The 22,833-nt window shown below is 72.1% G+C and carries 18 protein-coding genes; 9 read left to right on the top strand and 9 right to left on the bottom strand.

Annotation, left to right across the window (positions count from 1 at the left end; translation table 11 throughout):
* Positions 1-9 precede the first annotated feature (9 nt).
* Together OHS59_RS39960 and OHS59_RS39955 are read right to left on the bottom strand one after the other, a co-directional pair.
* Positions 10-1,083 carry a universal stress protein gene (locus OHS59_RS39960; RefSeq protein WP_328498208.1) on the bottom strand — a complete coding sequence of 358 codons (1,074 nt, stop codon included), beginning with the start codon at positions 1,081-1,083 and terminating at the stop codon, positions 10-12.
* Between the two features lie 93 nt (positions 1,084-1,176).
* Positions 1,177-3,588 carry a phosphoketolase family protein gene (locus OHS59_RS39955; RefSeq protein WP_443061577.1) on the bottom strand — a complete coding sequence of 804 codons (2,412 nt, stop codon included), beginning with the start codon at positions 3,586-3,588 and terminating at the stop codon, positions 1,177-1,179.
* A gap of 394 nt (positions 3,589-3,982) precedes the next feature.
* Between OHS59_RS39955 and OHS59_RS39950 the strand changes: the two genes are divergently transcribed.
* The 3 genes from OHS59_RS39950 to OHS59_RS39940 all read left to right on the top strand — a co-directional run bounded on the left by OHS59_RS39950 (position 3,983) and on the right by OHS59_RS39940 (position 6,096).
* Positions 3,983-4,597, top strand: a complete 615-nt coding sequence (locus OHS59_RS39950; protein ID WP_328498206.1) for an Rv1733c family protein — start codon at positions 3,983-3,985, stop codon at positions 4,595-4,597.
* A gap of 244 nt (positions 4,598-4,841) precedes the next feature.
* Positions 4,842-5,306, top strand: coding sequence for a cyclic nucleotide-binding domain-containing protein (locus tag OHS59_RS39945; protein WP_328498205.1), 465 nt, complete (start codon positions 4,842-4,844; stop codon positions 5,304-5,306).
* 91 nt (positions 5,307-5,397) lie between these two features.
* On the top strand, positions 5,398-6,096 hold the full coding sequence (locus tag OHS59_RS39940) for a response regulator transcription factor (RefSeq protein WP_328498204.1): 699 nt from the start codon (positions 5,398-5,400) through the stop codon (positions 6,094-6,096).
* Positions 6,097-6,114: 18 nt separating this feature from the next.
* Here OHS59_RS39940 and OHS59_RS39935 read toward each other — a convergent pair whose 3' ends face one another.
* Both OHS59_RS39935 and OHS59_RS39930 read right to left on the bottom strand, forming a co-directional pair.
* Positions 6,115-7,881, bottom strand: a complete 1,767-nt coding sequence (locus OHS59_RS39935) for a sensor histidine kinase (RefSeq protein ID WP_328498203.1) — start codon at positions 7,879-7,881, stop codon at positions 6,115-6,117.
* A 192-nt stretch (positions 7,882-8,073) separates the two neighbouring features.
* Entirely contained in the window at positions 8,074-9,432 is a 1,359-nt protein-coding gene (locus OHS59_RS39930; RefSeq protein WP_328498202.1) for an 8-oxoguanine deaminase, read from the bottom strand.
* A 116-nt stretch (positions 9,433-9,548) separates the two neighbouring features.
* On the opposite strand from OHS59_RS39930, the gene OHS59_RS39925 reads away from it, so the two are divergent.
* The 3 genes from OHS59_RS39925 (at position 9,549) to OHS59_RS39915 (ending at position 12,837) form a co-directional block, all read left to right on the top strand.
* Positions 9,549-10,517, top strand: coding sequence for an acetylxylan esterase (locus OHS59_RS39925; protein ID WP_328498201.1), 969 nt, complete (start codon positions 9,549-9,551; stop codon positions 10,515-10,517).
* A 179-nt stretch (positions 10,518-10,696) separates the two neighbouring features.
* A complete protein-coding gene (locus OHS59_RS39920) occupies positions 10,697-11,851 on the top strand; it encodes a serine hydrolase domain-containing protein (protein ID WP_328498200.1) in 1,155 nt (384 codons plus the stop codon).
* 239 nt (positions 11,852-12,090) lie between these two features.
* A complete protein-coding gene (locus OHS59_RS39915; RefSeq protein WP_328498199.1) occupies positions 12,091-12,837 on the top strand; it encodes a GntR family transcriptional regulator in 747 nt (248 codons plus the stop codon).
* A gap of 129 nt (positions 12,838-12,966) precedes the next feature.
* Here the strand turns inward: OHS59_RS39915 and OHS59_RS39910 are convergent, their stop codons facing one another.
* Positions 12,967-15,165 carry an MMPL family transporter gene (locus OHS59_RS39910; protein ID WP_328498198.1) on the bottom strand — a complete coding sequence of 733 codons (2,199 nt, stop codon included), beginning with the start codon at positions 15,163-15,165 and terminating at the stop codon, positions 12,967-12,969.
* Positions 15,166-15,275: 110 nt separating this feature from the next.
* Here OHS59_RS39910 and OHS59_RS39905 point away from each other — a divergent pair, with 110 nt between their 5' ends.
* Positions 15,276-15,854 carry a TetR/AcrR family transcriptional regulator gene (locus OHS59_RS39905; protein WP_328498197.1) on the top strand — a complete coding sequence of 193 codons (579 nt, stop codon included), beginning with the start codon at positions 15,276-15,278 and terminating at the stop codon, positions 15,852-15,854.
* Positions 15,855-15,881: 27 nt separating this feature from the next.
* Here OHS59_RS39905 and OHS59_RS39900 read toward each other — a convergent pair whose 3' ends face one another.
* Together OHS59_RS39900 and OHS59_RS39895 are read right to left on the bottom strand one after the other, a co-directional pair.
* The gene (locus OHS59_RS39900) at positions 15,882-16,850 is read right to left on the bottom strand and encodes a sensor histidine kinase (protein ID WP_328498196.1); all 969 of its coding nucleotides are present in this window, start codon (positions 16,848-16,850) and stop codon (positions 15,882-15,884) included.
* Positions 16,847-17,752, bottom strand: a complete 906-nt coding sequence (locus OHS59_RS39895) for an MEDS domain-containing protein (protein WP_328498195.1) — start codon at positions 17,750-17,752, stop codon at positions 16,847-16,849. The genes OHS59_RS39900 and OHS59_RS39895 overlap by 4 nt, the downstream gene beginning before the upstream one ends.
* A 168-nt stretch (positions 17,753-17,920) precedes the next feature.
* On the opposite strand from OHS59_RS39895, the gene OHS59_RS39890 reads away from it, so the two are divergent.
* Together OHS59_RS39890 and OHS59_RS39885 are read left to right on the top strand one after the other, a co-directional pair.
* Complete coding sequence (locus OHS59_RS39890; RefSeq protein ID WP_328498194.1) at positions 17,921-19,993, top strand: ATP-binding protein; 2,073 nt, start codon at positions 17,921-17,923, stop codon at positions 19,991-19,993.
* A 246-nt stretch (positions 19,994-20,239) separates the two neighbouring features.
* The gene (locus OHS59_RS39885; RefSeq protein ID WP_328498193.1) at positions 20,240-21,061 is read left to right on the top strand and encodes an alpha/beta fold hydrolase; all 822 of its coding nucleotides are present in this window, start codon (positions 20,240-20,242) and stop codon (positions 21,059-21,061) included.
* 108 nt (positions 21,062-21,169) lie between these two features.
* On the opposite strand, the gene corA is transcribed toward OHS59_RS39885, so the two are convergent.
* Complete coding sequence (corA, locus tag OHS59_RS39880; protein ID WP_328498192.1) at positions 21,170-22,252, bottom strand: magnesium/cobalt transporter CorA; 1,083 nt, start codon at positions 22,250-22,252, stop codon at positions 21,170-21,172.
* A gap of 128 nt (positions 22,253-22,380) precedes the next feature.
* Positions 22,381-22,794, bottom strand: a complete 414-nt coding sequence (locus tag OHS59_RS39875; protein WP_328498191.1) for a VOC family protein — start codon at positions 22,792-22,794, stop codon at positions 22,381-22,383.
* Positions 22,795-22,833 lie beyond the last annotated feature (39 nt).

Below are 22,833 nucleotides of genomic sequence, written 5' to 3'. Positions count from 1 at the left end.
GATCGCCCGTCAGCCGTGGGGGACCACCGCGACCGGGCAGGTGGAGTGGTGGACCAGGGAGTCCGCCGCGCGGCCCAGGCCCCGGTCGGCCGAGGCACGGCCGACGACGAGCAGCCCCGCCCTGGTCGAGGCCTTCAGCAGATGATGACCGGCGTGTCCGTACACGACCTCCTCCGAGACCTCGGTCTCCGGGAACTTGTGGCGCCACGGCCCCAGCACCGCCGCCAGGGAACGCTCCCGGGCGTCCTGCTGCCCGGCCGTGCCGGCGGGAGTCCTCGCGCCGTCGGCACAGTCGCGCAGCGGCGGCAGCGTCCAGGTGTGTACGACGTGCAGGGGCGCGGCACGGACACCGGCGGCGTCGAAGGCATGGCCGATGAGTTCGTCGGCCGGGTCGTCCAGGTCGAGTCCCAGGACCACCGGCAGGTACGGGGCGTGGGCCGACGCGCTCGGGTCGTCGTCCGCGTCGACCGGTACGCGCTCGTCCGTGGGGAGTTCACCCGCGCGGACGAGCACCACCGGGCACGCGGCCGCCGCCGTCGCGGCGAGCGCGACCGGGCCGACGAGGAAGCCGGTGAACCCGTTGAAGCCGCGTGAGCCGAGGACCAGCGCCTCGGACTCCTTGGCGGCTTCGAGCAGCGCGGGCAGGGCCGGTGTGTCGGTTCGGCGGGCGGCGATCTCCAACGTCGGGTGCGCATAGGAGAGTTGGATGGCGGCCCGGTCCAGGATGCCGCGCCGCGAGTCACCGGCCGAGGCCGCCGACGCCCCGGAGACCGGCCGGGGGCGCGCCCGGGGGCGGGGTACGGATGCGGATACGGATCCGAATGCGGATGCGGGCGCTGATCCGCGGACCGCCCCAGCCCCGGACCCGGAGCCGTCCCCGGGGACGGCGACGGACTCGCCATCGGGCGCGGATGCGGCGGGTTCCCCGCTCGCGTGCAGCAGCCGCAGGGTGAGACGGCGGCGCTCGGCCTCGCGGGCCGCCCAGTCGGCGGCGTCGAGACCGGCGCGGGAGCCGTCGACGCCCACGGTGACGGTTCGGATGTCCTTCCTCATGGTGCGCGCCTTTCCCAGTTCGTCAGGCATGCGTAGTGGCTGTCTTCTCGTCGTCAGCCCTCAACCACCAGCCGTCAGCCGTCGGTTGTCGGCTGGTGGTTGTCATTCGTCGGCCGTCGGCCGTCAGCCGGACCAGGTCCACTCGGCGACCTCGGGGAGGTCGGTGCCGTGCTCGCGGATCCACGCCTCGTGGCGGGTGTGCACGTCGGTCATCCGCTGGCGTACGGCGGCGGCGCGCACGGCGAGGCCCGGGACGCGGTCGATGACGTCCATGACGAGGCGGTACCGGTCGAGCCCGTTGCGGACGACCATGTCGAAGGGGGTCGTGGTGGTGCCCGACTCCCGGTAGCCGCGTACATGGAGGTTGGCGTGGCCGGTGCGCCGGTAGGCCAGCCGGTGGATCAGCCAGGGATAGCCGTGGTAGGCGAAGATCACCGGCTTGTCCGCGGTGAAGAGGGCGTCGTACTCGAAGTCGGCCATCCCGTCCGGGTGTTCGCTCGTCGGCATCAGCCGGGCCATGTCGACGACGTTGACGACACGGACGGACAGGCCGGGGAGGTGGGTGCGCAACAGCCCGGCAGCGGCGAGGACTTCCTGGGTGGGCACGTCGCCGGCGCAGGCAAGGACCACGTCCGGTTCGCGCTCCCCGTTCTCCGTCCCGGCCCACTCCCAGATGCCCGCGCCCCGCGCGCAGTGGGCGCGGGCCTGCTCCATGGACAGCCAGTCGAAGCAGGGCTGCTTCCCGGCGACGATGACGTTGACCTTGTCGCGGCTGCGCAGGGTCTGGTCCGCCACGCACAGCAAGGTGTTGGCGTCCGGCGGCAGATAGACCCGTACGACCTCCGGGCTCTTGTTGAGGACGTGGTCGACGAAGCCGGGGTCCTGGTGCGAGAAGCCGTTGTGGTCCTGGCGCCAGACGTGCGACGTCAGCAGGTAGTTGAGGGAGGCCAGCGGTGCCCGCCAGGGCAACTGCCGCGATGTCTTGAGCCACTTGATGTGCTGGTTGACCATGGAGTCGACGATGTGCACGAACGCCTCGTACGACGAGAACAGACCGTGCCGTCCGGTGAGGAGGTAGCCCTCCAGCCAGCCCTGGCAGAGGTGTTCGGACAGCACTTCCAGGACGCGGCCGTCGCGGGCCAGGTGCTCGTCGGTGTCGAGGACCTCCGCCTGCCAGGCCTTGCCCGTCGCCTCGTACAGCGCGCCCAGCCGGTTGGACTCGGTCTCGTCGGGGCCCACGACACGGAAGTTCCGCTGCTCGGCCGTGTCGGCCATGATCCGGGCGAGCATGCCGCCGAGGACGCGGGTGGGCTCGTGGGTGCCCGCGCCGGGCTTGTCGACGGGGACGGCGAAGTCCTCCAGGTCCGGCAGGGGCAGCGAACTCAGCAGCAGGCCGCCATTGGTGTGGGGGTTCGCGCCGAGGCGGCGGGTGCCCTCGGGAACGCAGTCGAGGACGAGGCGCGTGGGCCGGCCGTCGGCGTCGAAGAGTTCCTCTGGTCGGTACGAGCGCAGCCAGGCCTCCAGCTGTCGCAGGTGCTCGGGGTTCTCGCGGACGCCGGACAGCGGGACCTGGTGGGAGCGCCACGTTCCCTCGACCGGCTCCCCGTCGACCTCGGCGGGGCCGGTCCAGCCCTTGGGGGTCCGCAGGACGATCACGGGCCAGCGGGGACGTTCGCTGCTCGCGCCCTGCCCCCTCCCCGCCTGGCCCTTCCCGCCCCGGCCCCTGCCGCCCTGGCCCGTCCGCCCGGCGCGGGCCTCCTGCTGGATCCGGGCGATGCGGTCCAGCGCCTGGTCCATCGCCTTCGCGAGCTCCCGGTGGACGCTGCGGGGGTCGTCGCCGGACACATGGAGGGGGTCGTGGCCGTAGCCCCGCAGGAGTTCGTCGAGTTCGGCGCGCGGCAGCCGGGCGAGCACGGTGGGGTTGGCGATCTTGTAGCCGTTGAGGTGCAGGACGGGCAGGACGGCGCCGTCGTGCACCGGGTCGAGGAACTTGTTGGAGTGCCAGGAGCCGGCGAGGGGTCCCGTCTCGGCCTCGCCGTCCCCGATCACGCAGGTGACCAGCAGGTCCGGGTTGTCGAAGGCCGCCCCGTACGCGTGGGCGAGCGAGTAGCCCAGCTCGCCGCCCTCGTGGAGGGAGCCCGGCGTCTCGGGGGCGACGTGGCTGGGGACTCCGCCGGGGAAGGAGAACTGCCGGAAGAGGCGTTCCATGCCGACGGCGTCCCGGGTGATGTCCGGGTACGTCTGTGTGTAGCTGCCCTCAAGCCAGGAGTTCGCGAGGACGGCGGGGCCGCCGTGGCCGGGGCCCCACACGCAGATCGCGTCGAGGCCGCGCTCGGCGATGACACGGTTGAGGTGCGTGTGCACCAGGTTGAGGCCGGGTGAGGTGCCCCAGTGTCCGAGCAGCCGCGGCTTGATGTGCTCGGGTTTGAGGGGCTCGGTCAGCAGCGGGTTGGCGAGCAGGTAGATCTGACCGACGGCCAGGTAGTTCGCGGCACGCCAGTGCGCGTCGAGCGCCGCCATGCGGTCCTTGGCCATGGTGAGGGACTCCTGTTCCGATGCTTCCGGGGGTTCGGACGGTTCCGGGTGTTCCGGGAGTTCCGAGGGGATGGGACGCGGGTTCCACATGAGGCGCCGATCAGTCGTGTACGGACCCGTTGTTCGGCCGTTCGTGTCCGGTGGCCGGCCCTGCTCCGGGCGGCTCTCGTGACGCTCGCACCGGCCGTCGGCCGGGCGGGAGTGGCAAACCGGCCCCTGGAGGGGTCCGTTCGGCCTTCTCGGGGCACACGGACGGCGTACAGCGGTACGGGAGGCGACAGCGGTGAGGACGCGACGCGAAGTCCGAGCCGGTCGGCGGCGGTGACCTGGGGCGACACGGAACGGTCGCGAGTACTGCGGCTCGGGACGGTCGCGGGTGCTGAGGAGGCGGGACATGCGGACTCGGAAGGTGCGGGCGCGGGTGTTGCGGACGCAGGTGATCGGGCGGCATGGGCGGCACAATCCGCTGCGCCGCCGTTCGGACGTGGTGGAGGTGTGGACCGCGATGGTCGTCACCGCCGTGCTGTGGGCCGGCGCGCCACTGGCCGGGCTCGCCGCGGGCTGGTGGGCGTACGACGGGGCGCGGTCCACGGCGGCGGAGCAGCGGGCCGAACGCCACAGGGTGCTCGCGACGGTCGTCGAGAGCGCGCCCTCCTCCGCGCCCCGTGCGGAGGGAGACCGGCGGCCGGTGCAGCGGGTGACCGTCCGCTGGGCCGAGCCGGGCGAGCGGACGCGTACGGGTGAGACCCGGGTGCCCGCCGGGGCCGGGGTGGGCGACCACACGTACGTCTGGCTGGATTGGCGGGACCGGATCGTGCCCGCCCCGACGAGCGGCACGGTGGTCTGGCAGCACACGCTGGCGGTGGGCGCCTGCGGTGCGGGGCTGGCCGCGGCCGGCGTGCTGGCCCTGCACGCCCTGGTACGACGGGTCGCCGCACGACGCCGACTGGCCGAGTGGGAGCAGGAGTGGGCCCGCACGGGGCCCGAATGGGCGCGGCACCGGACCTGACGGCTCGGACGGGCGGCGGCTCCACGCCTCCACCCCTCGGCGGCCCGGCGGCCCGGCGGCCCGGCGGCCCGGCGGCTCGGCGGCTCGGCGGCTCGGCGGCGGAGAGAACGGCCCGCCCAGCCGGGACGTTCGGGCCCATCAGGCCTGGGAGGGGACCTGTTGGCCCCTGTCCCGAAGGGGCGGCGTCCTGGACCCTGGAGGTGTCCCGACGCGATGTTCGCGGCACTCCAGAAAGGGGACCCGCATGCTCGCAACCTCCACTCCACGCCTGTCCGAGGCCCTGCCCGCCGAGCAGATGCACCGCCTGATGCGGCTCGCCCGGGAAGTGTCCTTCCCGCCGGGCACGCGGATCTTCGAGGAAGGAGGGCGGGCCGACCACTTCTGGATCGTGCGGACCGGATCCGTGGCGCTCGACCTGCGCGTTCCCGGCCGCCCCTCCCCCGTGATCGACACCCTCGGCTTCGGTGAACTCGTCGGCTGGTCCTGGCTGTTCCCGCCCTACGTGTGGCAGTTGGGCGCGGAGGCCGTGTCGCCGGTCGACGCGCACGAACTGGACGCGTCGACCGTGCGCCTGATGTGCCAGTCCGACCCGGCCCTCGGCACGGCGGTCGGGCAGTGGGTCGGCCGGGTGCTCGCCCGGCGCCTGCACGCCACGCGCACGCGCCTGCTCGACCTGTACGCCCCCTACGGCAGCGGCGCTTCCCGCTGAGCGACCGAAGGGGACCGTTCGGCCCTGTCGGGCGTCCCGCCCGGTGCGCGACGCTCGGTCGGGACAGCCCAGATGCCAGGGAGTCGTGGTCATGGCCGAACGTCAGAACGTGCCCGGCAGCGCACCCGTCCGGATCTTCCTTCTCGACGACCACGAGGTGGTGCGCCGGGGACTGCACGATCTGCTGGACGCCGAGCCCGACATGGAGGTGGTCGGGGAGGCCGCCACCGGTGCCCAGGCGCTGGTACGCGGACCGGCGCTGCGGCCCGACGTGGCGATCCTGGACGTCCGGCTCCCCGACAGCGACGGGATCACCGTCTGCCGTGAACTGCGTTCCCGGATGCCCGAGTTGGCCTGTCTGATACTGACGTCCTTCGATGACGACGACGCGCTGCTCGACGCGATCATGGCAGGGGCGGCCGGCTACGTCCTCAAGCAGATCAAGGGGTCCGACCTGATCTCGGCGGTCCGCACGGTCGGGGCGGGTCAGTCGATGCTGGACCCGGCGACCACCGCCCGGCTCATGAACACCCTGCGCGCCCCGGCGGCCAGTGGCGCGGCCCCCGACGACGCGCGGTCGGCGGGCCTCTCGGATCGCGAGCGCGAGTTCCTCGTCCTCATCGGAGAGGGGCTCACCAACCGGCAGATCGGCCAGCGGCTCTACCTCTCCGAGAAGACCGTCAAGAACGGCATCTCCCGGCTGCTGGCCAAACTGGGCGTGGAACGGCGCATCCAGGCGGCGGTGCTCGCGGCGCATCTGCCGCCCCCGCGGTGGAAGGGCGAGCGGTAGGGCGAACGCGCCCGCCACTCAGCGCACTTCCAGGGGCACCCGCCACGCGAGCCTCGTACCGCTCTCCTGACCGTTCGTCACCAGCAGTTCTCCGCCTCGGCGTCGGGCCCGCTCCGCGAGGTTGCGCAGGCCGCTGCGCCGGCCGCCCCTCCCGTCCGGCATCCCCGTGCCGTCGTCGGTGACGGTGAGCGTGAGGTGGCCGTCGCGCACAACGAGGGCGACGTCCACCGCGGTGGCGCCCGCGTGCCGGGCGACGTTGGTGAGCGCCTCGCCCACGACGGCCACGGCGTCCTCGGCGACCTCACCGGGTACGTCGACGTCGAGCAGCCCCTCCATCCGCAGGGACGGTGTGAAGCCGAGGACCGCGCCCGCTTCCTCCAGGGCGCGCACGACCCGGACGCGCAGCCCCACGGCCGCGGTCTCGTGGGCGCGCAGGCCGAAGATGGTGGACCTGATGATCTTGATGGTGGTGTCGAGGTCGTCGACGGCCCGGCCGAGACGCTCGGCGGCCTGCGGATGCTGGACGAACCGCTGTGCGCTCTGCAGGGTCATGCCCGTCGCGAACAGCCGCTGGATCGCCAGGTCGTGCAGGTCGCGGGCGATGCGGTCACGGTCCTCCAGCAGGCTCATCTGCTCGGCGTCCCGGCGCCGGTCCGCCAGCTCCATGGCGAGCGCGGCCTGCCCGGCGAAGTTGAGGAGCGACGTGGCCTCCAGCTCGTTGAACGGCGGGCGGCCCGCGCCTCGGGCCAGCATCAGGACCCCGCGCAGTCCGTCGTTCGTTCCCAGGGGCACGGCCACGGCGGGTCCCAGTCCGTCCCAGCGGTCGGGCCCGAAGGTGATCCGCTTGTCCTTGCGGACGTCGGCCGTGGTGACGAGGGTGCCCGCCGTCAGCGCAGCGCCCGCGAAGGTGCCCTGCCGTGGCAGCAGCAGGTGCAGATGGGCCTCGGCCTGCTGGCCGCGCGCCAGCGCCCCGCGCAGGTCGCCGGTGCCCTCCACGACCAGGTCGACGACGCCGAGATCGGCCGCGGTGATCTCCCGGGCACGTTCCAGCATCACCCCGAGGACCTGTTCCTCGGGCACGTTCGACAGCAGTTCGCTGGTGATCTCGGCGCCGGCCTCCAGCCAGCGCTCGCGCAGTCTGACCTGTTCGTAGAGGCGGGCGTTCTCGATGGCCACACCGGCCGCCACGGCCAGCGTCGACAGGACGGCCTCGTCCTCGGGGTCGAACTCCCCGCCGCCGCGCTTCTCGGTGAGATAGAGATTGCCGAAGACCGTGTCGCGGACGCTGATCGGTACGCCGAGAAAGGTGTGCATCGGCGGGTGGTGCGGCGGGAAGCCCGAGGACGCCGCGTGGCCGGAGAGTTCGGCGAGCCGCAGCGGTTCGGGGCACCGGATGAGTTCGCCGAGCAGGCCGTGCCCGGACGGCAGTTCACCGATCAGCGCCCATTCCTCGTCGCTGATGCCCACGGGCACGAACTGGTCGAGCTGTCGCTGCTGTCCGATGACGCCGAGGGCGCCGTACTCCGCGTCGACCAGCACGATCGCGGCCTCGACGATCCGGCGCAGCACCTGTGCGAGGTCCAGTTCGCGGCCCACGGACAGGACGGCTTCGAGGAGTCCCTGCAGCCGGTCCCGGGTGCCGCGGACGGTCTCGATACGCCCCTGGAGCTCGTCGAGCAGTTCGTCGAGCCGCAGCTTCGGCAGCTGCTCCCGTGCCCCCCGGTCGCGTTCTGCGCGGCCGTTCTCCCCGTTCCCTTTCCCTTTCCTGTTCCCGCCCCCGCTCATGTGCCCCTCCACATCGGGAGCCGACGGGACGTCATCTCCCGGTCTCTCACCGTAACCGGTGAACGGCGCGGTCGCAGCGTGGAGTTGGGCCGCTCGTCCGGCGTCCGTGGAAAACGTCCGGATGGAGCTGCCCGGTCGCGGACGTCACCCGCGTCACTGCCGCCGCGCCACGGCGCCGAGGCCCGTCACGCGTCACCCGAGGCGTTGCATGCGGCGCGCGATACGCCCGTGCTCGCGCAGCGCGTCGCGCAGTCCGGGCAGTACCGGCTCACCCCGGTCGACGAGGACGCGGCCACCGACCACGGTGGTCCAGGCGCGGCCGGGCCCGCAGCGCAGCCAGGCCTCGACGGGGTCGCTGAGCGCGCCGGCGAGCGCCACCTCGTGCAGGTCCCAGACCACCAGGTCGGCGCAGGCACCCGGCCGGAGATGCCCCAACTCGTCGGCCCGGCCCAGGCATTGGGCCGAACCGCGGGTGGCGATGTCGAGGGCGTCGCGGGCGGTCATCGCGCCGGGTCCGTCCCGGTAGCGGCCGAGCAGCAGGGCGCCGCGGGTCTCCATCCACAGCGAGGCGTGGTCCGTCGACGCGGAGCCGTCGCAGCCGATGCCGACCGGCAGTCCCAGTTCGCGCATCTCCCGGACGCGCGCGGTACCGCCGCCGATGAGCATGTTGGAGCTGGGGCAGTGCGCGACGCCGACGCCCGCGCCGGCGAGGCGCCGCAGTTCGGCGTCGTTCGGATGGATGCAGTGGGCGACCCAGGTGCGGTCGGTCAGCCAGCCCGTGTCCTCGAAGTACTCGACGGGCCGACAGCCGTACATCTCCAGGCAGTACGTGTCCTCGTCGCGATCCTCGGCGAGGTGCGTGTGCAGGCGTACGTCGTGCCGTTCGGCGAGTTCCGCGGTCGCCGTCATCAGTTCCTTGGTGACGGAGAACGGGGAGCACGGCGCGAGCGCGACCCGTACCAGCGCGCCGGGTTCGGGGTCGTGGTGTGCCTTGATCAGCCGTTCGCTGTCGGCGAGGACCTCTTCGTCGGTCTGGGTGACGCTCCGCGGCGGCAGTCCGCCGTCCTCCACGGACCGGGTCATCGAGCCGCGCGTGGCGTGGAAGCGGAACCCGATGTCCCGCGCGGCGCGGATCTCGGCGTCGACGAGGCGCGGGCGGGGGTGGACGTAGAGGTGGTCGGAGGAGGTCGTGCAGCCGCCCATCAGAAGCTCGGCGATGCCGACGTACGCCGACACGTGGACGGCCTCCTCGTCGAGTGCGGCCCACAGGGGGTAGAGCGTGGTGAGCCAGTCGAAGAGGGAGCCGTTGACCGCGGGCGCGTAGGAGCGGGTGAGGTTCTGGTAGATGTGGTGGTGCGTGTTGATCAGTCCGGGGGTGACGAGCCGCCCGGCCGCGGAGATCACCGAGCGGGCCTCGGGTGCGGTTCCGGGCCCGCCCACGGCGGCGACCCTGCCGTCCGTGACGGCCACCCAGCCGCCCGGGATCTCCTGCCCTCCGTCGACGACGAGCAGTTCGGCGTCCTTGACCAGCAGATCCAGGGCAGAGGGCATGCCGTCAGCGTAGCCAGGGCGGTCGGCCGCTCCGTGGACATGACCTGGCGGCCTTCGGACACCACCCGTACGGTGTGGATCATCCGCACCCTTATTCGCAGCAAAGGCGGTCCTCCATGGCCTTGTTCGACCTCCCCCTCGATCAGCTCCGGGACTATCGCAGCGCGTCCGTCGAGCCCGAGGACTTCGACGCCTTCTGGGGAAAGACGCTGGAGGAGGCGCGCGCGCACGACCTGGACGCCCGCTTCGAGCCGGTCGAGACGCATCTGCGGAACGTGACGGTGTACGACGTCACGTTCGCCGGATTCGGCGGTCACCCGGTGCGGGGCTGGCTGACCCTGCCGGCCGGGGCGGACGAGCCGCTGCCCGCGGTCGTGGAGTTCATCGGGTACGGCGGCGGGCGCGGCCTCTCGCACACCCATCTGCTGTGGGCCTCCGCGGGCTTCGCGCACTTCGTGATGGACACGCGGGGTCAGGGCGGCGCCTGGGGCGGCGGCGGTGACACCCCCGACCCGGTGGGCAGCGTGCCCGCGTACCCAGGGTTCATGACGCGGGGCATCGACGCTCCCGAGAACTACTACTACCGGCGGGTGTTCACGGACGGGGTGCGGGCGGTGGAGGCCGCGCGTTCGCATCCGCTGGTCGACGCCTCGCGGACGGCCGTCGTCGGTACGAGTCAGGGTGGCGGTGTCTCGATCGCGGTGGGAGGTCTGGTGCCGGACCTGGTGGCGGTCGCGCCGGATGTGCCGTTCCTGTGTGACTACCCGCGTGCCACGCGGCTCACGGATCGGGATCCGTATCGGGAGGTCGGGAACTATCTGAAGACGCATCGCGGACGTACGGAGGCGGTGCTGCGCACGTTGTCGTACTTCGACGGGGTGCACTTCGCCGCGCGGGGGCGGGCGCCCGCGCTGTTCTCGGCGGCGCTGGAGGATCAGACGTGTCCGCCTTCCACCGTCTTCGCGGCGTTCAACGCGTGGGGGCACGGGGACAAGGGGATCGAGGTGTACGACTTCAACGACCACGAGGGTGGGGGGCCTTACCAGGAGGCGGTCAAGTTGGCCTGGCTGCCTGCCTATTTCTGAGCGTGGCTCGTTGTTGGGCGTCTCGTGGGCGCGGGTTCGCCGGTGCTGGGCGCGCCGTTCCCCGCGCCCCTTGGGGGCCTGCCCCGACCGAGCGCTTCCGCACTGTCCGACCAGTCGGTATGTTGCGGGGAGGCGGGGTACCCATCGGGCCCGGCCTTCCGGCGGACGGTGGGAGAACCATGTTTCAGGTTCAAGGGCACTGCGAGACACGTTTCGAGGCGGTGCGGGCCGCGTTCGAGGAGAACTTCCGGGACCGCGGGGAGCTGGGCGCGGCCGTGAGCGTCACGGTGGACGGCGAGACCGTGGTGGACCTGTGGGGCGGCTGGGCCGACGCGGCCGGGACGCGCGCCTGGGAGCGGGACACGCTCGTCAACGTGTGGTCGACCTCGAAGGGGCCGACGGCACTGTGCGCGCACATCCTGGCCGACCGCGGACTGCTCGACCTGGACGCGCCGGTGGCCGCGTACTGGCCGGAGTTCGCGGCGGCGGGCAAGGAGACGGTGCTCGTGCGGCATCTGCTGTCGCACCGGGCGGGCCTGGCCGGGCTGCGCGAGCCGCACTCGCTGGAGCAGCTCTTCGACTGGGAGCTCACCACCAAGCGGCTCGCGGCGACCGAGCCCTGGTGGGAGCCAGGCACGGTGTCGGGCTATCACGCGCTGACGTACGGCTTCCTGGTCGGTGAAGTGGTGCGCCGCGTCTCGGGTCTGCTGCCGGGCGCGTTCCTGCGGCGGGAGGTGACCGGGCCGCTCGGCATCGACTTCACCATCGGGCTGCCGGAGAAGGAGGCCGGGCGCGCGGCCGAGTTGGTGCATCCGCCGACCGCCGAGCCCGGCGAACAAGCGGCGATCTTCAGCCAGTTGGCGCCGGTGGCGCTGGCCGCGCTGACCAACCCCGTGGCGGGCGCGGCCGAGGCCAACACGGCTGCCTGGCGGGCCGCCGAGATCCCCGCCGCCAACGGGCACGGCACGGCCCGTGCGGTCGCCGCGCTGTACGGGATCTTCGCCGGCCGGGGCTCGTACGGGGCACACCGCGTCCTGTCCACGGCGGCCGCCGAGCGGGTCCGCGAGGGCCAGGGTGCCTGCCGTGACCTGGTGCTCGGCGCCGGCCTCGACAGCGAGACGGAGATCGGTCTCGGCCTCTGGCTCAGCGGCTCCAACCACTCCTACGGCCCCGATCCGCGGGCTTTCGGGCACGACGGCTTCGGTGGTTCCTGCGGTCTGGCCGACCCGGAGGCGGGCGTCTCGCTGGGGTACGTCATGAACCGTATGGGGCCGCACATCGCCGACGACCCGCGAAAGACGGCGCTCGTCGACGCCCTCTACAGCGCGCTCTGAGGGCCGGGGCGAACGCGCTGGGCAGGACGGCACGACCAGGGCCGCGGGCCGGTCCGCGCACGGGCTGTATTCGGCCTGAAATCGGCCGACCTCGACAGGACGCACTTCCAGCATGGTTTAGACCAATGCTAGAGATGGTCGCGTACGAGGGACCGCGCCCTTCCGCCCCATGACCAGGGCTCCGGAGGCGTGGTCCCACAACCCGCACGGCTACGTCTTGTCACAAGGGGAGCGCGGACATGGCCCGCAGCACCACGCACTATGACCCACAGCCGCTGTACTCGCGGATCGCCTCGGAGTTGCTCGGGGCCCTGCGCGACGGAAGCATTCCGCCCGGCGAACGGCTGCCGGGCGAGCGGCAGTTGGCCGCTCACTTCGGAGCCAGCCGTGAGACGGTCCGGCAGGCTCTGGACATCCTCCGCCGGGACGGCCTGGTCTCCACCGACCGGCGCGGTACCCACGCGAAGCTGCCCGGCCTGCCGGTCGGGCATCTCCCGTCACTCGGCTTTCCGCTCGGCGCGCACCCGGACCGGTCCCGCGCCGTCGACCGTGCCACCGTGACCTGGGAGACTCCCCCGCCGGGGCACGCGGCGGCACTCGGACTCGCCCCGTGGCGGCCGACGTTGGTGCACCGCTACGAGTCCGCGGCGCCGGACGGGCACGGGCGGCGGACAGCCGTGACGTCGTTCTCGGCGGTCGCGCTCTCCGAGGTCGAGGAACTCGCCCGCTACCGAGACCGCGCCGGCGGTACGTCGTCGGCCCAGCTGCGGCGCGTGTACGACTGGATGCGCCGGGCGGGGCTGACCCTGCACCACCGCGACTCCATCACCGGGCCCGGCGACGCGGCCTCGGTACGGGTGACGCGGCGCGTGCACGACCAGTACGCCCGCCCCCTGGAGATCACCGATCTGGTGGTGAACGCCGAACAGGACGCACTGGTCTACGAGTTCACACTTCCGGCGGTCGCGGAGCCGCACGGCTCATAGTCCCGGGCCGCACGGCTCGCAGCCCCGGGCAGCACGGGTGACGGCTCCGGGCCGCGCGGCCTGCTGGTGGCCCAGGGCCGGGCCGGGCTCATGGCTCCGGCCCGGCCCCGGGCACCGCGCGCGTTCCGGTCAGCGGGAGCCGGGCGCGCCGACAGCCTCGCGGTGCTCGTCCTCCTGTCCGGCCGGGGCGCGCTGCGGCAGCTTGGCGCCCTCGATGTCCACATCGGGTGTGACCCGGTCGAGCCAGCCGGGCAGCCCCCAGGCACGGCGGCCGATGAGGGCCATGACGGCCGGGACGAGCGTCATGCGGACCACGAACGCGTCGACGAGGACGCCGAAGGACAGTGCGAAACCGATGGACTTGATGATCGGGTCGTGGTTGAAGACGAAGCCGCCGAAGACCGCGACCATGATCAGCGCGGCGGCGCTGACCACCCGGCCGCTGCGCGCCACGCCGTGGACGATGGCCTCGGACGCGCTGCCCGTGCGCTCGTAGTGCTCGCGCATACGGCTGACGAGGAAGACCTCGTAGTCCATGGCCAGCCCGAAGAGGACTCCGATGAGGAGCACGGGAAGGAAGCTGGTGACGGGGCCTGCGGACGGGATGTCGAGGACGCCGTTGAGGTGGCCGTTCTGGAAGACCCACACGGTGGCGCCGAGGGAGGCGGCGACCGAGAGGAGGAATCCGAGCGCGGCCTTGACCGGGACCAGCAGGGACCGGAAGGCGATGGTCAGCAGGATCAGCGCGAGGATCACGATGATGGCGATGAACAGCGGCAGCGCGTCGGACAGTTTGCCCGCGACGTCGATGGCCGCGGCGGTGGCGCCCGCGATGTAGAGGGTGCCGCCCGCCTTGTCGACGCTCGGCGCGTTGTCCCGCAGCCGGTGCACCAGGTCGGTGGTGGCCTGGGCGTCCGGGCCGGTCTTCGGCACGACCGCGACGACCGCGAGGCTGGAGTCCGGGTTGAGCACCGGCTTGGCGACGGCGGCCACTCCGGAGTCACCGGCCAGGCTCGTACGCAGTCGGGTCAGTGTGTCGGTGCGCTCGGCGGCCGGGATCCCCCGGGTGTCGACGACGGCGGTGACCGTCGCGTTGAAGCCGACGCCGAAGCCCTCACTCAGCAGGTCGTAGCTCTTGTGCTGGGTGCTGTCGACGGGCTGGGAGGCGTATCCGGGCAGGCCCAGGCGCAGATCGCGGGCGGGCAGGGCGAGCGCGAGCAGGCCGACCACGCCCACCAGGAGAACGATCACGGGCTTGCCGGTGACCAGGCGGGCCCAGCCCAGGGCCCAGGAACCGGGAGCACGCTCGGAGCGGCGGGGCCGCGGGCGCAGCCGCTCGCCGAACATCCCCAGCACCGCGGGAACCAGGCTGATCGCGATGAGCACGGCGAGCAGGACGGTCACGGCGGCGGCCAGGCCCATGATGGTGAGGAACGGGATACCGGTGACGGCCAGCGCGGAGAGCGCGATGATCACGGTCGCTCCGGCGAAGACGACCGCGCCGCCCGCGGTGGCCACGGCCCGTGCGATCGAGTCCTCGACGTCCATCTCGGGGTCGGCGAGCTGTTCGCGGTGACGGGAGAGGATGAACAGGGCGTAGTCGATGCCCACCGCCAGGCCGATCATGAGGGCGAGCACGGTGGCGGTGCTGGTCATCTCCACGAAGCGGGAGACGAACTGGACGCCCAGCACGCCGATCGCCACCCCCACGACGGCGGTCACCAGCGGGAGTCCGGCCGCGATCAGGGAGCCCAGGGCGAGGGCCAGGACGGCGAAGGCGATCACGACGCCCACGATCTCCGCCGGGCCGCCGACCTCGGTCTTCGGCTGCATCGCCGAGCCGCCGAACTCGACTTCGAGACCGGCGTCCCGGGCCGGCTCCATCGCGTCGGACAGCGCCTCCTTGGACGTCTCGGGCACGTTGTCGGCCGACTCGCGGAACAGGACGTCCGCGTAGCCGATGCGACCGCTCTGCGAGACCGTCCCGGTCCTGGCGGGATCGGAGACGTTCAGGACTCCGGGCACCGCGGCGGCCTTCTCCAGGCTCGCGGTGAGGGCCGCCTCGGCCTCGGACCCGGTGAGCTTGTCGCCCTCGGGGGCGGCGAAGACGACCCGCGCCACGCCGCCCGCGGCGGTCGGGAACTTCTCCTCCAGCAGGTCCTGGGCCTTCTGGGACTCGATCCCCGGCACCGAGAACTCGGTGCTCACCTTGCCGTGCAGGGTGATGCCGAGGCCTCCGACCACACCGAGCAGCAGCAGCCAGACGGCCAGGACCCTGCCTCGGCGGCGTACCGCCCATCGTCCCCAGGTGTACAGGCGTGACGCCATGCCGACTTCCTCCCACTCCCCGCGGGTCCCCGGTCGGACCGCGACATCTCTACACTCTAAGGCATTTTTACAACTGGATGTAAATTAGCCATGAATGGTAAAGTGCGGTCATGATGAGTGACGGCCTACGGGAACGCAGCAAGGCGCGGCGCCGGGAGGCGATCGTCCGGGCGGCCTACGAGCTGTTCGCCGACCGCGGGTTCGAGGCGACGACGATCGCCGACATCGCGGCGGCGGCGGAGGTCTCCCCCCGTACGGTGACGTTGTACTTCCCGTCCAAGCTGGAGCTGGCGATGTCGGAGTTCGACTCCGTCACCGACCAGATCAGGACCGCCGTGCACGAGCGGGAGGCGGGTGTGACGATCCTGGACGCGCTGGAGCACTGGCTGCGCGGTCAGCTCACCCGGCGCAGCGACCTGGCCGATCTCGCCGACCAGGTGCTGGAGCTCAATCCGCAGCTGCGCGCGGCCGCCGAGGCGCGACTGACGGAGGTCATCCAGTACGGCGCGCAGATCCTCGCCGAGGAGCAGGGCAGCTCTCCCGACGACTTCGGACCGCGGATGGCGTCGGCCGCCGCGGCCGCGGTGATCAGCGAGGTGTGCTACCGGCCGCAGGAGGCCCACATCGACACGGCGATCGCTTTCCTGCGTGCCGGACTCGCGACACTGCCGCCCGGCCCGGCCTCCTGACCGGCGCGCGGTGCGGCCGGCCGCCGGTCACACGGCCACCGACTTCTTGAAGTACAGGCGCACGATCGAGCCCGCCGGGTCGAGCGTCTCCGTGAGCAGGTCGCTCAACTGACGCACCACCCACATCCCGTGGCCGTTCACGGCCCGGCGGTCCGGCGGCAGATGTCCGGGAAAGGGCGGCGCCGGGTTCGGCGGCCGCGCACCGACGTCGGAGACCTCGCAGATCACGTACTCGACGTCGTCGCGCAGCCGCAGAATCCCCCGGCCGCCCCCGTGGCGCACGGAGTTGACGACCACCTCGTGCACCGCGGCGACCATGTCGTGCATCCGCTGCTCGGGCACTCCCAGGTCACGCGCGTAGCTGCGCAGCGCGTGCCGTACGTGCGCCGAGCGGTCGCGGCCGAAGGGGATGTCGTCGCGGCCGGCGGGCAGCCCGCGGGGCCGTGCCGCGTCGCACTCGGCATAGAAGTCGGCGGGATCCGCATAGCATGCGCTGGCCGCCGTCTCCCGTGCCCCCAGGGCGAGTTCGGGGTGGGTGCGGGACGCCGAGCACACCACTTCGGCCGACAGGGCACGGGCGTCGTACGGACAGAGGATCCAGTGGCCGGTGTCCGCGAAGGCCACGTTGAGCAGTGACTCGTAGCGCATCCACTCACGTGTCTCGAATTCCCCGCGGCCCGGCCAGATGGGCTCGCCGATGATCCGGACCCGGGAAGGTCGGCCGGCCGCGTCCGTGTCGTGCTCCGCGCAGTAGGCGTCGTAGCGGCCCAGGGTGCGGGACGGGCAGCCGTACCAGTCCTCGGCGTCGACGAACTCCACCTCCTCGCAGCGGTGGCCGAGCGCCTGGCCGAGGAGGCCGATGTTCCGGGGCGCGAGAGCGGCGAGCACGGTGTCGTCGGCCTCCAGGCCGTCGAGGGTGAACGTGAGGGCGCCGTCGACGAAGTCCTCGTCCGACCCGTAGCACAGCGCCTGGTGGACGAACCCCGTACGGGTCATGGAATCGCTTCCTCCCTCACGTCTCCTTTGTCGAGCCGCAGACCGGGGATCCTGTCCCAGCCGGTGACGCGCATCAGCCGCTGGATGTGCGGGGCGACGCCGTGCAGGACCAGGGTGCCGCCGGAGGTGCGCAGGGACAGCGCCGAGAAGACCAGCAGGCGCAGCGCGCCGACGTCGATGAACGCCAGATCTCTCAGGTCGAGCCGGGTGCTCGTGCCGTTGGCCCCCCTGGCCCGGACGCGGGCCGTCTCGGCCTGCAGCGCACGGGCCAGGGCGGTCACGTTCGTGTCGTCCACCTCGCCGGCGAGTGCCAGGCCCGGCGGGGCGAAGGTGCGGGTGATGGAGAGCAGTTCGTCGCGCCACACGAGGTCGGCGGCGACCCGCCCGTGGTGCAGCACGTCCAGCGGGGCCAGTTCGACGTCGTCGAAGACCCTGCGGTCGTACTGGCAGATGCCGAGGACCGGCAGGGACGCGAAGACGGGTTCCAGGAGGAGTTCGCTGTCGTGCAGCGTCTTGAGCCCCCTGCCCGCCTGGCCGCGCATGATCTCCATGCTGACGCGCAGGCCGAGATAGCCGTCGCCGACCGCGCGGCGCGTCTCGCGGCGGATCACCTCGTCGAGGTCCCACAGCCCTTCGGCTGTCCCGAGGTGCGGGTCCACCGTCAGCCGGCCGGCGGCGAGTTCGTCGTCGACCGCGCAGCCGCGGGACTCCAGGAAGGTGAGGGCGAGTTCGGCGGGCAGATCGGCCGGGCCCAGCACCAGCCCCCGGTGCCCACTGGCCAGCCCGTCGAGAAGGAAGGCGGCGACCACCGTCTCGCGCTCCTCGTCCGCGTCGTAACCGAGCAGCAGATGGTCTCCGGCACGCATCTCTCCGACCGCTTTGAGCGCGGGCACAACTTCCATTTCCCGCACCTCCAGATCTCCCGCTCGGTGTGCCGGAACGCCTCCACGCTACGCCCGTTGACTCCTGTGCGTGCGGATGAATACCCGATTTCCGTCACCCGGCCGGGAGCCGGACACGGGCGTTGCGGAGCGTTAGGGTGACCGCCATCGGTCGGGTGAGGAGGAGCGATGGGCGCCTCGGTACGCAGCGGCAGAAGCGGCAATCTGCCCGCCGAGTCCAATCCCTTCGTCGGCCGCAGGTCCGAACTCGCCCGAATCGCGAGCCTGTTGGAATCCACCCGCCTCCTGACCCTCACCGGACCCGGAGGCGTCGGAAAGTCCCGGCTGGCACTGCGGGCCGCACACGCCGCGCAGGCCGCGTTCCCCGGCGGGGTCTGGCTGGTGGAACTCTCCGACCTGCAGAACCCGGACCTCCTCACGAACGCGGTGGCGGAGGCGACCCGGCTGACCGAGCAGACGCTCCGCCCGCTCCTGGTGGCGGTGTGCGAACACCTCGACGACGGGCCCCTGCTGCTCGTCCTGGACACCTGTGAGCACGTCCTCGCCGAGTGCGGCCGTGTCGTGCAGGAACTCCTCGCGAACGTAACGGAGTTACGCGTCCTGGCCACCAGCCGTCAGCCGCTGGGCGTGCCCGGTGAGCATCTGCTCTCGGTGACACCGCTGCCGCTCGGCGAGCACGCCGACGCGGTGGCGCTGTTCACGGCCCGCGCCTCCGCCGCCGTGCCGTCGTTCACGCTGACCGACACCAACCGGGCCGACGTCGCCGCGGTCTGCACCCGGCTCGACGGGATTCCGCTCGCCCTGGAACTGGCGGCGGTGCGCCTGCGCGGCTTCCCTCTCGACCGCCTGCTGCGGGGCCTCGACTCCCGCTTCGACCTGCTCGTCTCCCCCGCCAGGCCCCGGCTCGCCCGCCATCAGACGCTGCGTACGGCGATCGGCTGGAGCCATGAGCTGTGCACCCCGCTGGAGCGGTTGCTGTGGGCCCGTCTGTCCGTGTTCGCGGGCGGCTGGGACGTGGAGGCCGCCGAATTCGTGTGCCACGGGGGCCCGTTGGACGCGGAGGAGATCCTCACGCTGCTCGCCTCACTCACCGAGAAGTCGATCGTCACACGCGAGAACGACAGCGTCGCCGGGCGCTACCGCATGCTCGACACCATCCGTACCTTCGGCGCCGACTGGCTGGCGGGCCTCGGCGAGCAGGACGCCGTACGCGCCCGTCACCTCGACTACTTCCGCTGGATCGCCCGTCAGGGGGAGGCCGAGTGGCTGGGCCCCGGCCAGCGCATGTGGGCCGAACGGCTGAGTGTGGAGCACGCCAACCTGCGCATCGCACTGGAAGAGAGCCTGGCGGCGCCGGAGCCCGAGCCGGCGCTCGAACTCACCGGTACGCTCTGGTACTTCTGGTTCGCGTGCGGCTTCGCCGACGAGGGGCGCGGCTATCTGGAGCGGGCGCTGCGCCGGGCACCCGAGAGCGCTCCCGGGCACGCCCTGGCGACCTGGACGCACCGGCTGGTCACCGTCGTGCCGGACGACGTGGACGCGGCCGAGTCCGTGAGCGCGGCGTACGTGTGGTTGGCGCAGGAGCGCCGACTTCCCGTCGCCGCGCTGCCGTTGACGGGAGCGAGCCTCGCGGTGCGCGGCGAGTCGGCACGGTCCGCCCTGCTGTACGGCAGCCGCACCCAGGGGCCCGGTGGCGGGGGCGGTGCGGAGTTCTTCCAGTTGCTGACGCTTGCCGTGCAGGCGTATCTCCTGGCCGGGCAGGGCGCGTTCGAGCGGTGCGCGGTGGTCGCGGAGCGGCTGCGTGTCAACTGTGCGAAGCGTGGCGAGCTGTGGATGCGGGCCTGGGGCGACTTCTTCGTCGCCCTCGCCGGGATCGGGCTCGGGCGGCCGGAGGAGGCGCTGCGTTCCGCGCGCGAGGCGCTGGCGGCGAAGTGGCGCGTCCATGACCGTCTCGGTGCGGCGGCCGTCGCCGACCTCCTGATCGCGGCGGAGGCCGCCGCCGGCGAGCCCGAGCGCGCCGCCCGCCTCCTGGGCGTGGGCACCCGCCTCTGGTACACGGCCGGACTCCCCCAGCTCGGCGACATCGAGACGACCGTCTTCCGCCGGGAGTACGCCCGCCATCTCCGGGCGGCCCTCGGCGACACCGGATTCGCCGAGGCGGTGCGCGAGGGCCGGGGGCTGGGTCCGGAGGAGGCGATACGGCTCGCGCTGGACGGCGTACTGGACGAAGCGGATCTCTGACGCCCGGCCCGTCCGGCAACGCGGTCGTCCGGTCGGTGAACGCGGTCGGTCGGTGAACGAGGTCGGGCGACGGATTGCGGAAACGGCGGACGAGCCTAGTGTCGAAGGCATGTCCGCCGGCGAGGCACCACGGATCGGGCGGGCCGCCGCGGCCGGGCGCCCGCCGTGGAGTGGAAACCGCAGGTCATCCGCATCGGGTCACTCCTTCGGCCGAACACGAAGAGACACACACAGAGAGGCACCCCCATGGGCACGTTCACCACCAGCGACGGCACCGAGATCTTCTACAAGGACTGGGGCACCGGCCGGCCGGTCGTCTTCAGCCACGGCTGGCCGCTCAACGCGGACGCCTGGGACAAGCAGGCCCGCCTGGTCGCCGACAACGGCTTCCGGGCCATCGCCCACGACCGCCGTGGCCACGGCCGCTCCGCCCAGCCGTGGCAGGGCAACCACATGGACCGGTACGCGGACGACCTGGCCGAACTCATCGAGGGTCTCAACCTCACCAACGTGATCCTGGTCGGGCACTCGACCGGCGGCGGCGAGGTGGCCCGCTACATCGGCCGCCACGGCACCGGGCGGGTCGCCAAGGCCGTCCTGCTGGGCGCCGTACCACCGCTGATGCTGAAGACGCAGGACAATCCCGAGGGCACCCCGCGTGAGGTGTTCGACGGCATCCGTGCCGGTGTCGAGGCGGACCGCTCGCAGTTCTACTGGGATCTCAGCGAGGCGTTCTACGGCTTCAACCGGCCCGGCGCCACCGTGTCGGAGGGCCTGCGCCGGTCCTTCTGGCTGTGGAGCATGCAGGTCGGCCTGAAGGCCGCGTACGACTGCGTCGAGCAGTTCTCCGAGCAGGACTTCACCGAGGACCTGCGCCGCTTCGACGTACCGACGCTGGTCGCGCACGGCGAGGACGACCAGATCGTGCCCATCGCGGCCGCCGGCCACAGGACGGCCCAGATCGTCAAGGACGCCACGCTCAAGGTGTACCCGGGCGCCCCGCACGGCCTGGTGGGCGAGTTCGAGAAGTCCTTCGACGCCGACCTGCTGGACTTCATCAAGAGCTGAGTGCGAGAGACCCGAAAGAGCTGAGCCCCCGGCACTCGCGCCGTCACGCACGGGATGTCCGCCGCCCGGCGGGCGTCCCGTCGTGCTTTCCGCCCCGGGTGGCCCCGCTCAGAGCCAGCCGTTGCGCCGGAACCCCCGGTAGATGGTGAGGCAGAGGCCGGCGATGACACCGAGGGCGAGGGGATAGCCGTACGTCCAGTGCAGTTCCGGCATGTGGTCGAAGTTCATGCCGTAGATGCCGCAGATCATGGTGGGGACGGCCACGATGGCGGCCCAGGCCGTGATCTTGCGCATGTCCTCGTTCTGGGCGACCGTCACCTGGGCCACGTGGGCCTGCAGGATCGAGTCGAGCAGCCCGTCGAAGGCGTTGATCTGCTCGGTGGCGCGGGCCAGGTGGTCGGCCACGTCGCGGAAGTACGGCTGGATCTCCGGGGAGACGGCGCCCGGGGGTTCGTGGGCGAGGATCTGCAGGGGCCGGTGCAGGGGGACCACCGCGCGCTTGAGTTCGAGGAGCTCCCGCTTGAGCTGGTAGATCTGGCCGGCGTCGCCGCGGGCGGTGCGCTCGGCGAAGACCGCGGTCTCGACGGCCTCTATGTCGTTCTGGATGGCGTCCGTGACCTCGACGTAGTCGTCGACCACCTGGTCCGCGATGGCGTGCAGGACCGCCGAGGGCCCTTTTCGGAGCTGGTCCGGCAGCCTCTCCAGGGCTTCGCGGAGCGGCCCGAGGGACCCGTGGTGGCCGTGCCGGATGGTGATCACGAAGTCCCGGCCGGCGAAGACCATCAGCTCGCCGGTGTCCACGACCTCGCTGGTCGCGGTGAGCTGCTCGTGCTCGACGTACCGAACGGTCTTGAAGACGGCGAACACCGTGTCGTCGTACCGCTCGACCTTCGGCCGCTGATGCGCGTGGATCGCGTCCTCGACGGCCAGTGGATGCAGGCCGAACAGCTTGGCGAGGCCCGCGAACTCGTCCTCGGTGGGCTCGTGGAGACCGATCCAGACGAAGCCGTCGCGGCCCTCGCGGGTCCGGCGGATCGCCTCGTCCGGCGCCCAGTCGCCGGGCTGCCGTCCGCCCTTGCGGTAGACCACGCAGTTCTCCACCGCGCTGCCGAGCGGGGAACGGGCGGGATGGCTGAGGTCCACGGTGCGGCGATAGGCACGGCGGACCACTCTGCTCAGGTTGCGGATCATGGGCACTGACTGGGCTCCTTCGGTGACCGGGTCAGTGTGCCACCGCTCTCCGCCGGCTCCGCCCACAGGTGCCCGCCGCGACCGTGGCGGGCGACCGGGAGGGCCGCCCACCACGGGTCCGCCCGGTTCTACTCCTGCGCCTGGCCGATGTTGACCATCCAGGGGATGCCGAACCGGTCCGTACACATGCCGAAGACGTCGCCCCACATCTGCTTCTCCAGCGGGACGGCCACGGTGCCGCCGGCGGACAGCTTCTCCCAGTAGCCGCGCAGCTCGGCCTCGTCGTCACCGCTCAGGCTCACCGAGAAGTTGCCGCCCTTGGAGTACTCCATGCCCGGTGGGGTGTCGGCGCCCATGAGGGTGAAGCCGCTCGGGGTCTCCAGCATGGCGTGCATGACGTTGTCGGCTTCCGGGATGCCCGGCGAACCGGATTCCCCGAAGGTGTTGAGCGCCAGCGTGCCGCCGAAGACCTCCTTGTAGAACTCCATCGCCGGTCGGGCGTCGCCGTCGAAGCTGATGTAGGGGTTGAGGCGTGAAGCCATGAAAACCTCCCAGATCGGACCAAACGAGCAGTTGTTCGC

Origin of the sequence: Streptomyces sp. NBC_00414, assembly GCF_036038375.1 — a bacterium.
GTDB lineage: Bacteria > Actinomycetota > Actinomycetes > Streptomycetales > Streptomycetaceae > Streptomyces.
The sequence above is the reverse complement of the archived record's forward strand: the minus strand, read 5'-3'. Positions and strand labels throughout refer to the sequence as shown.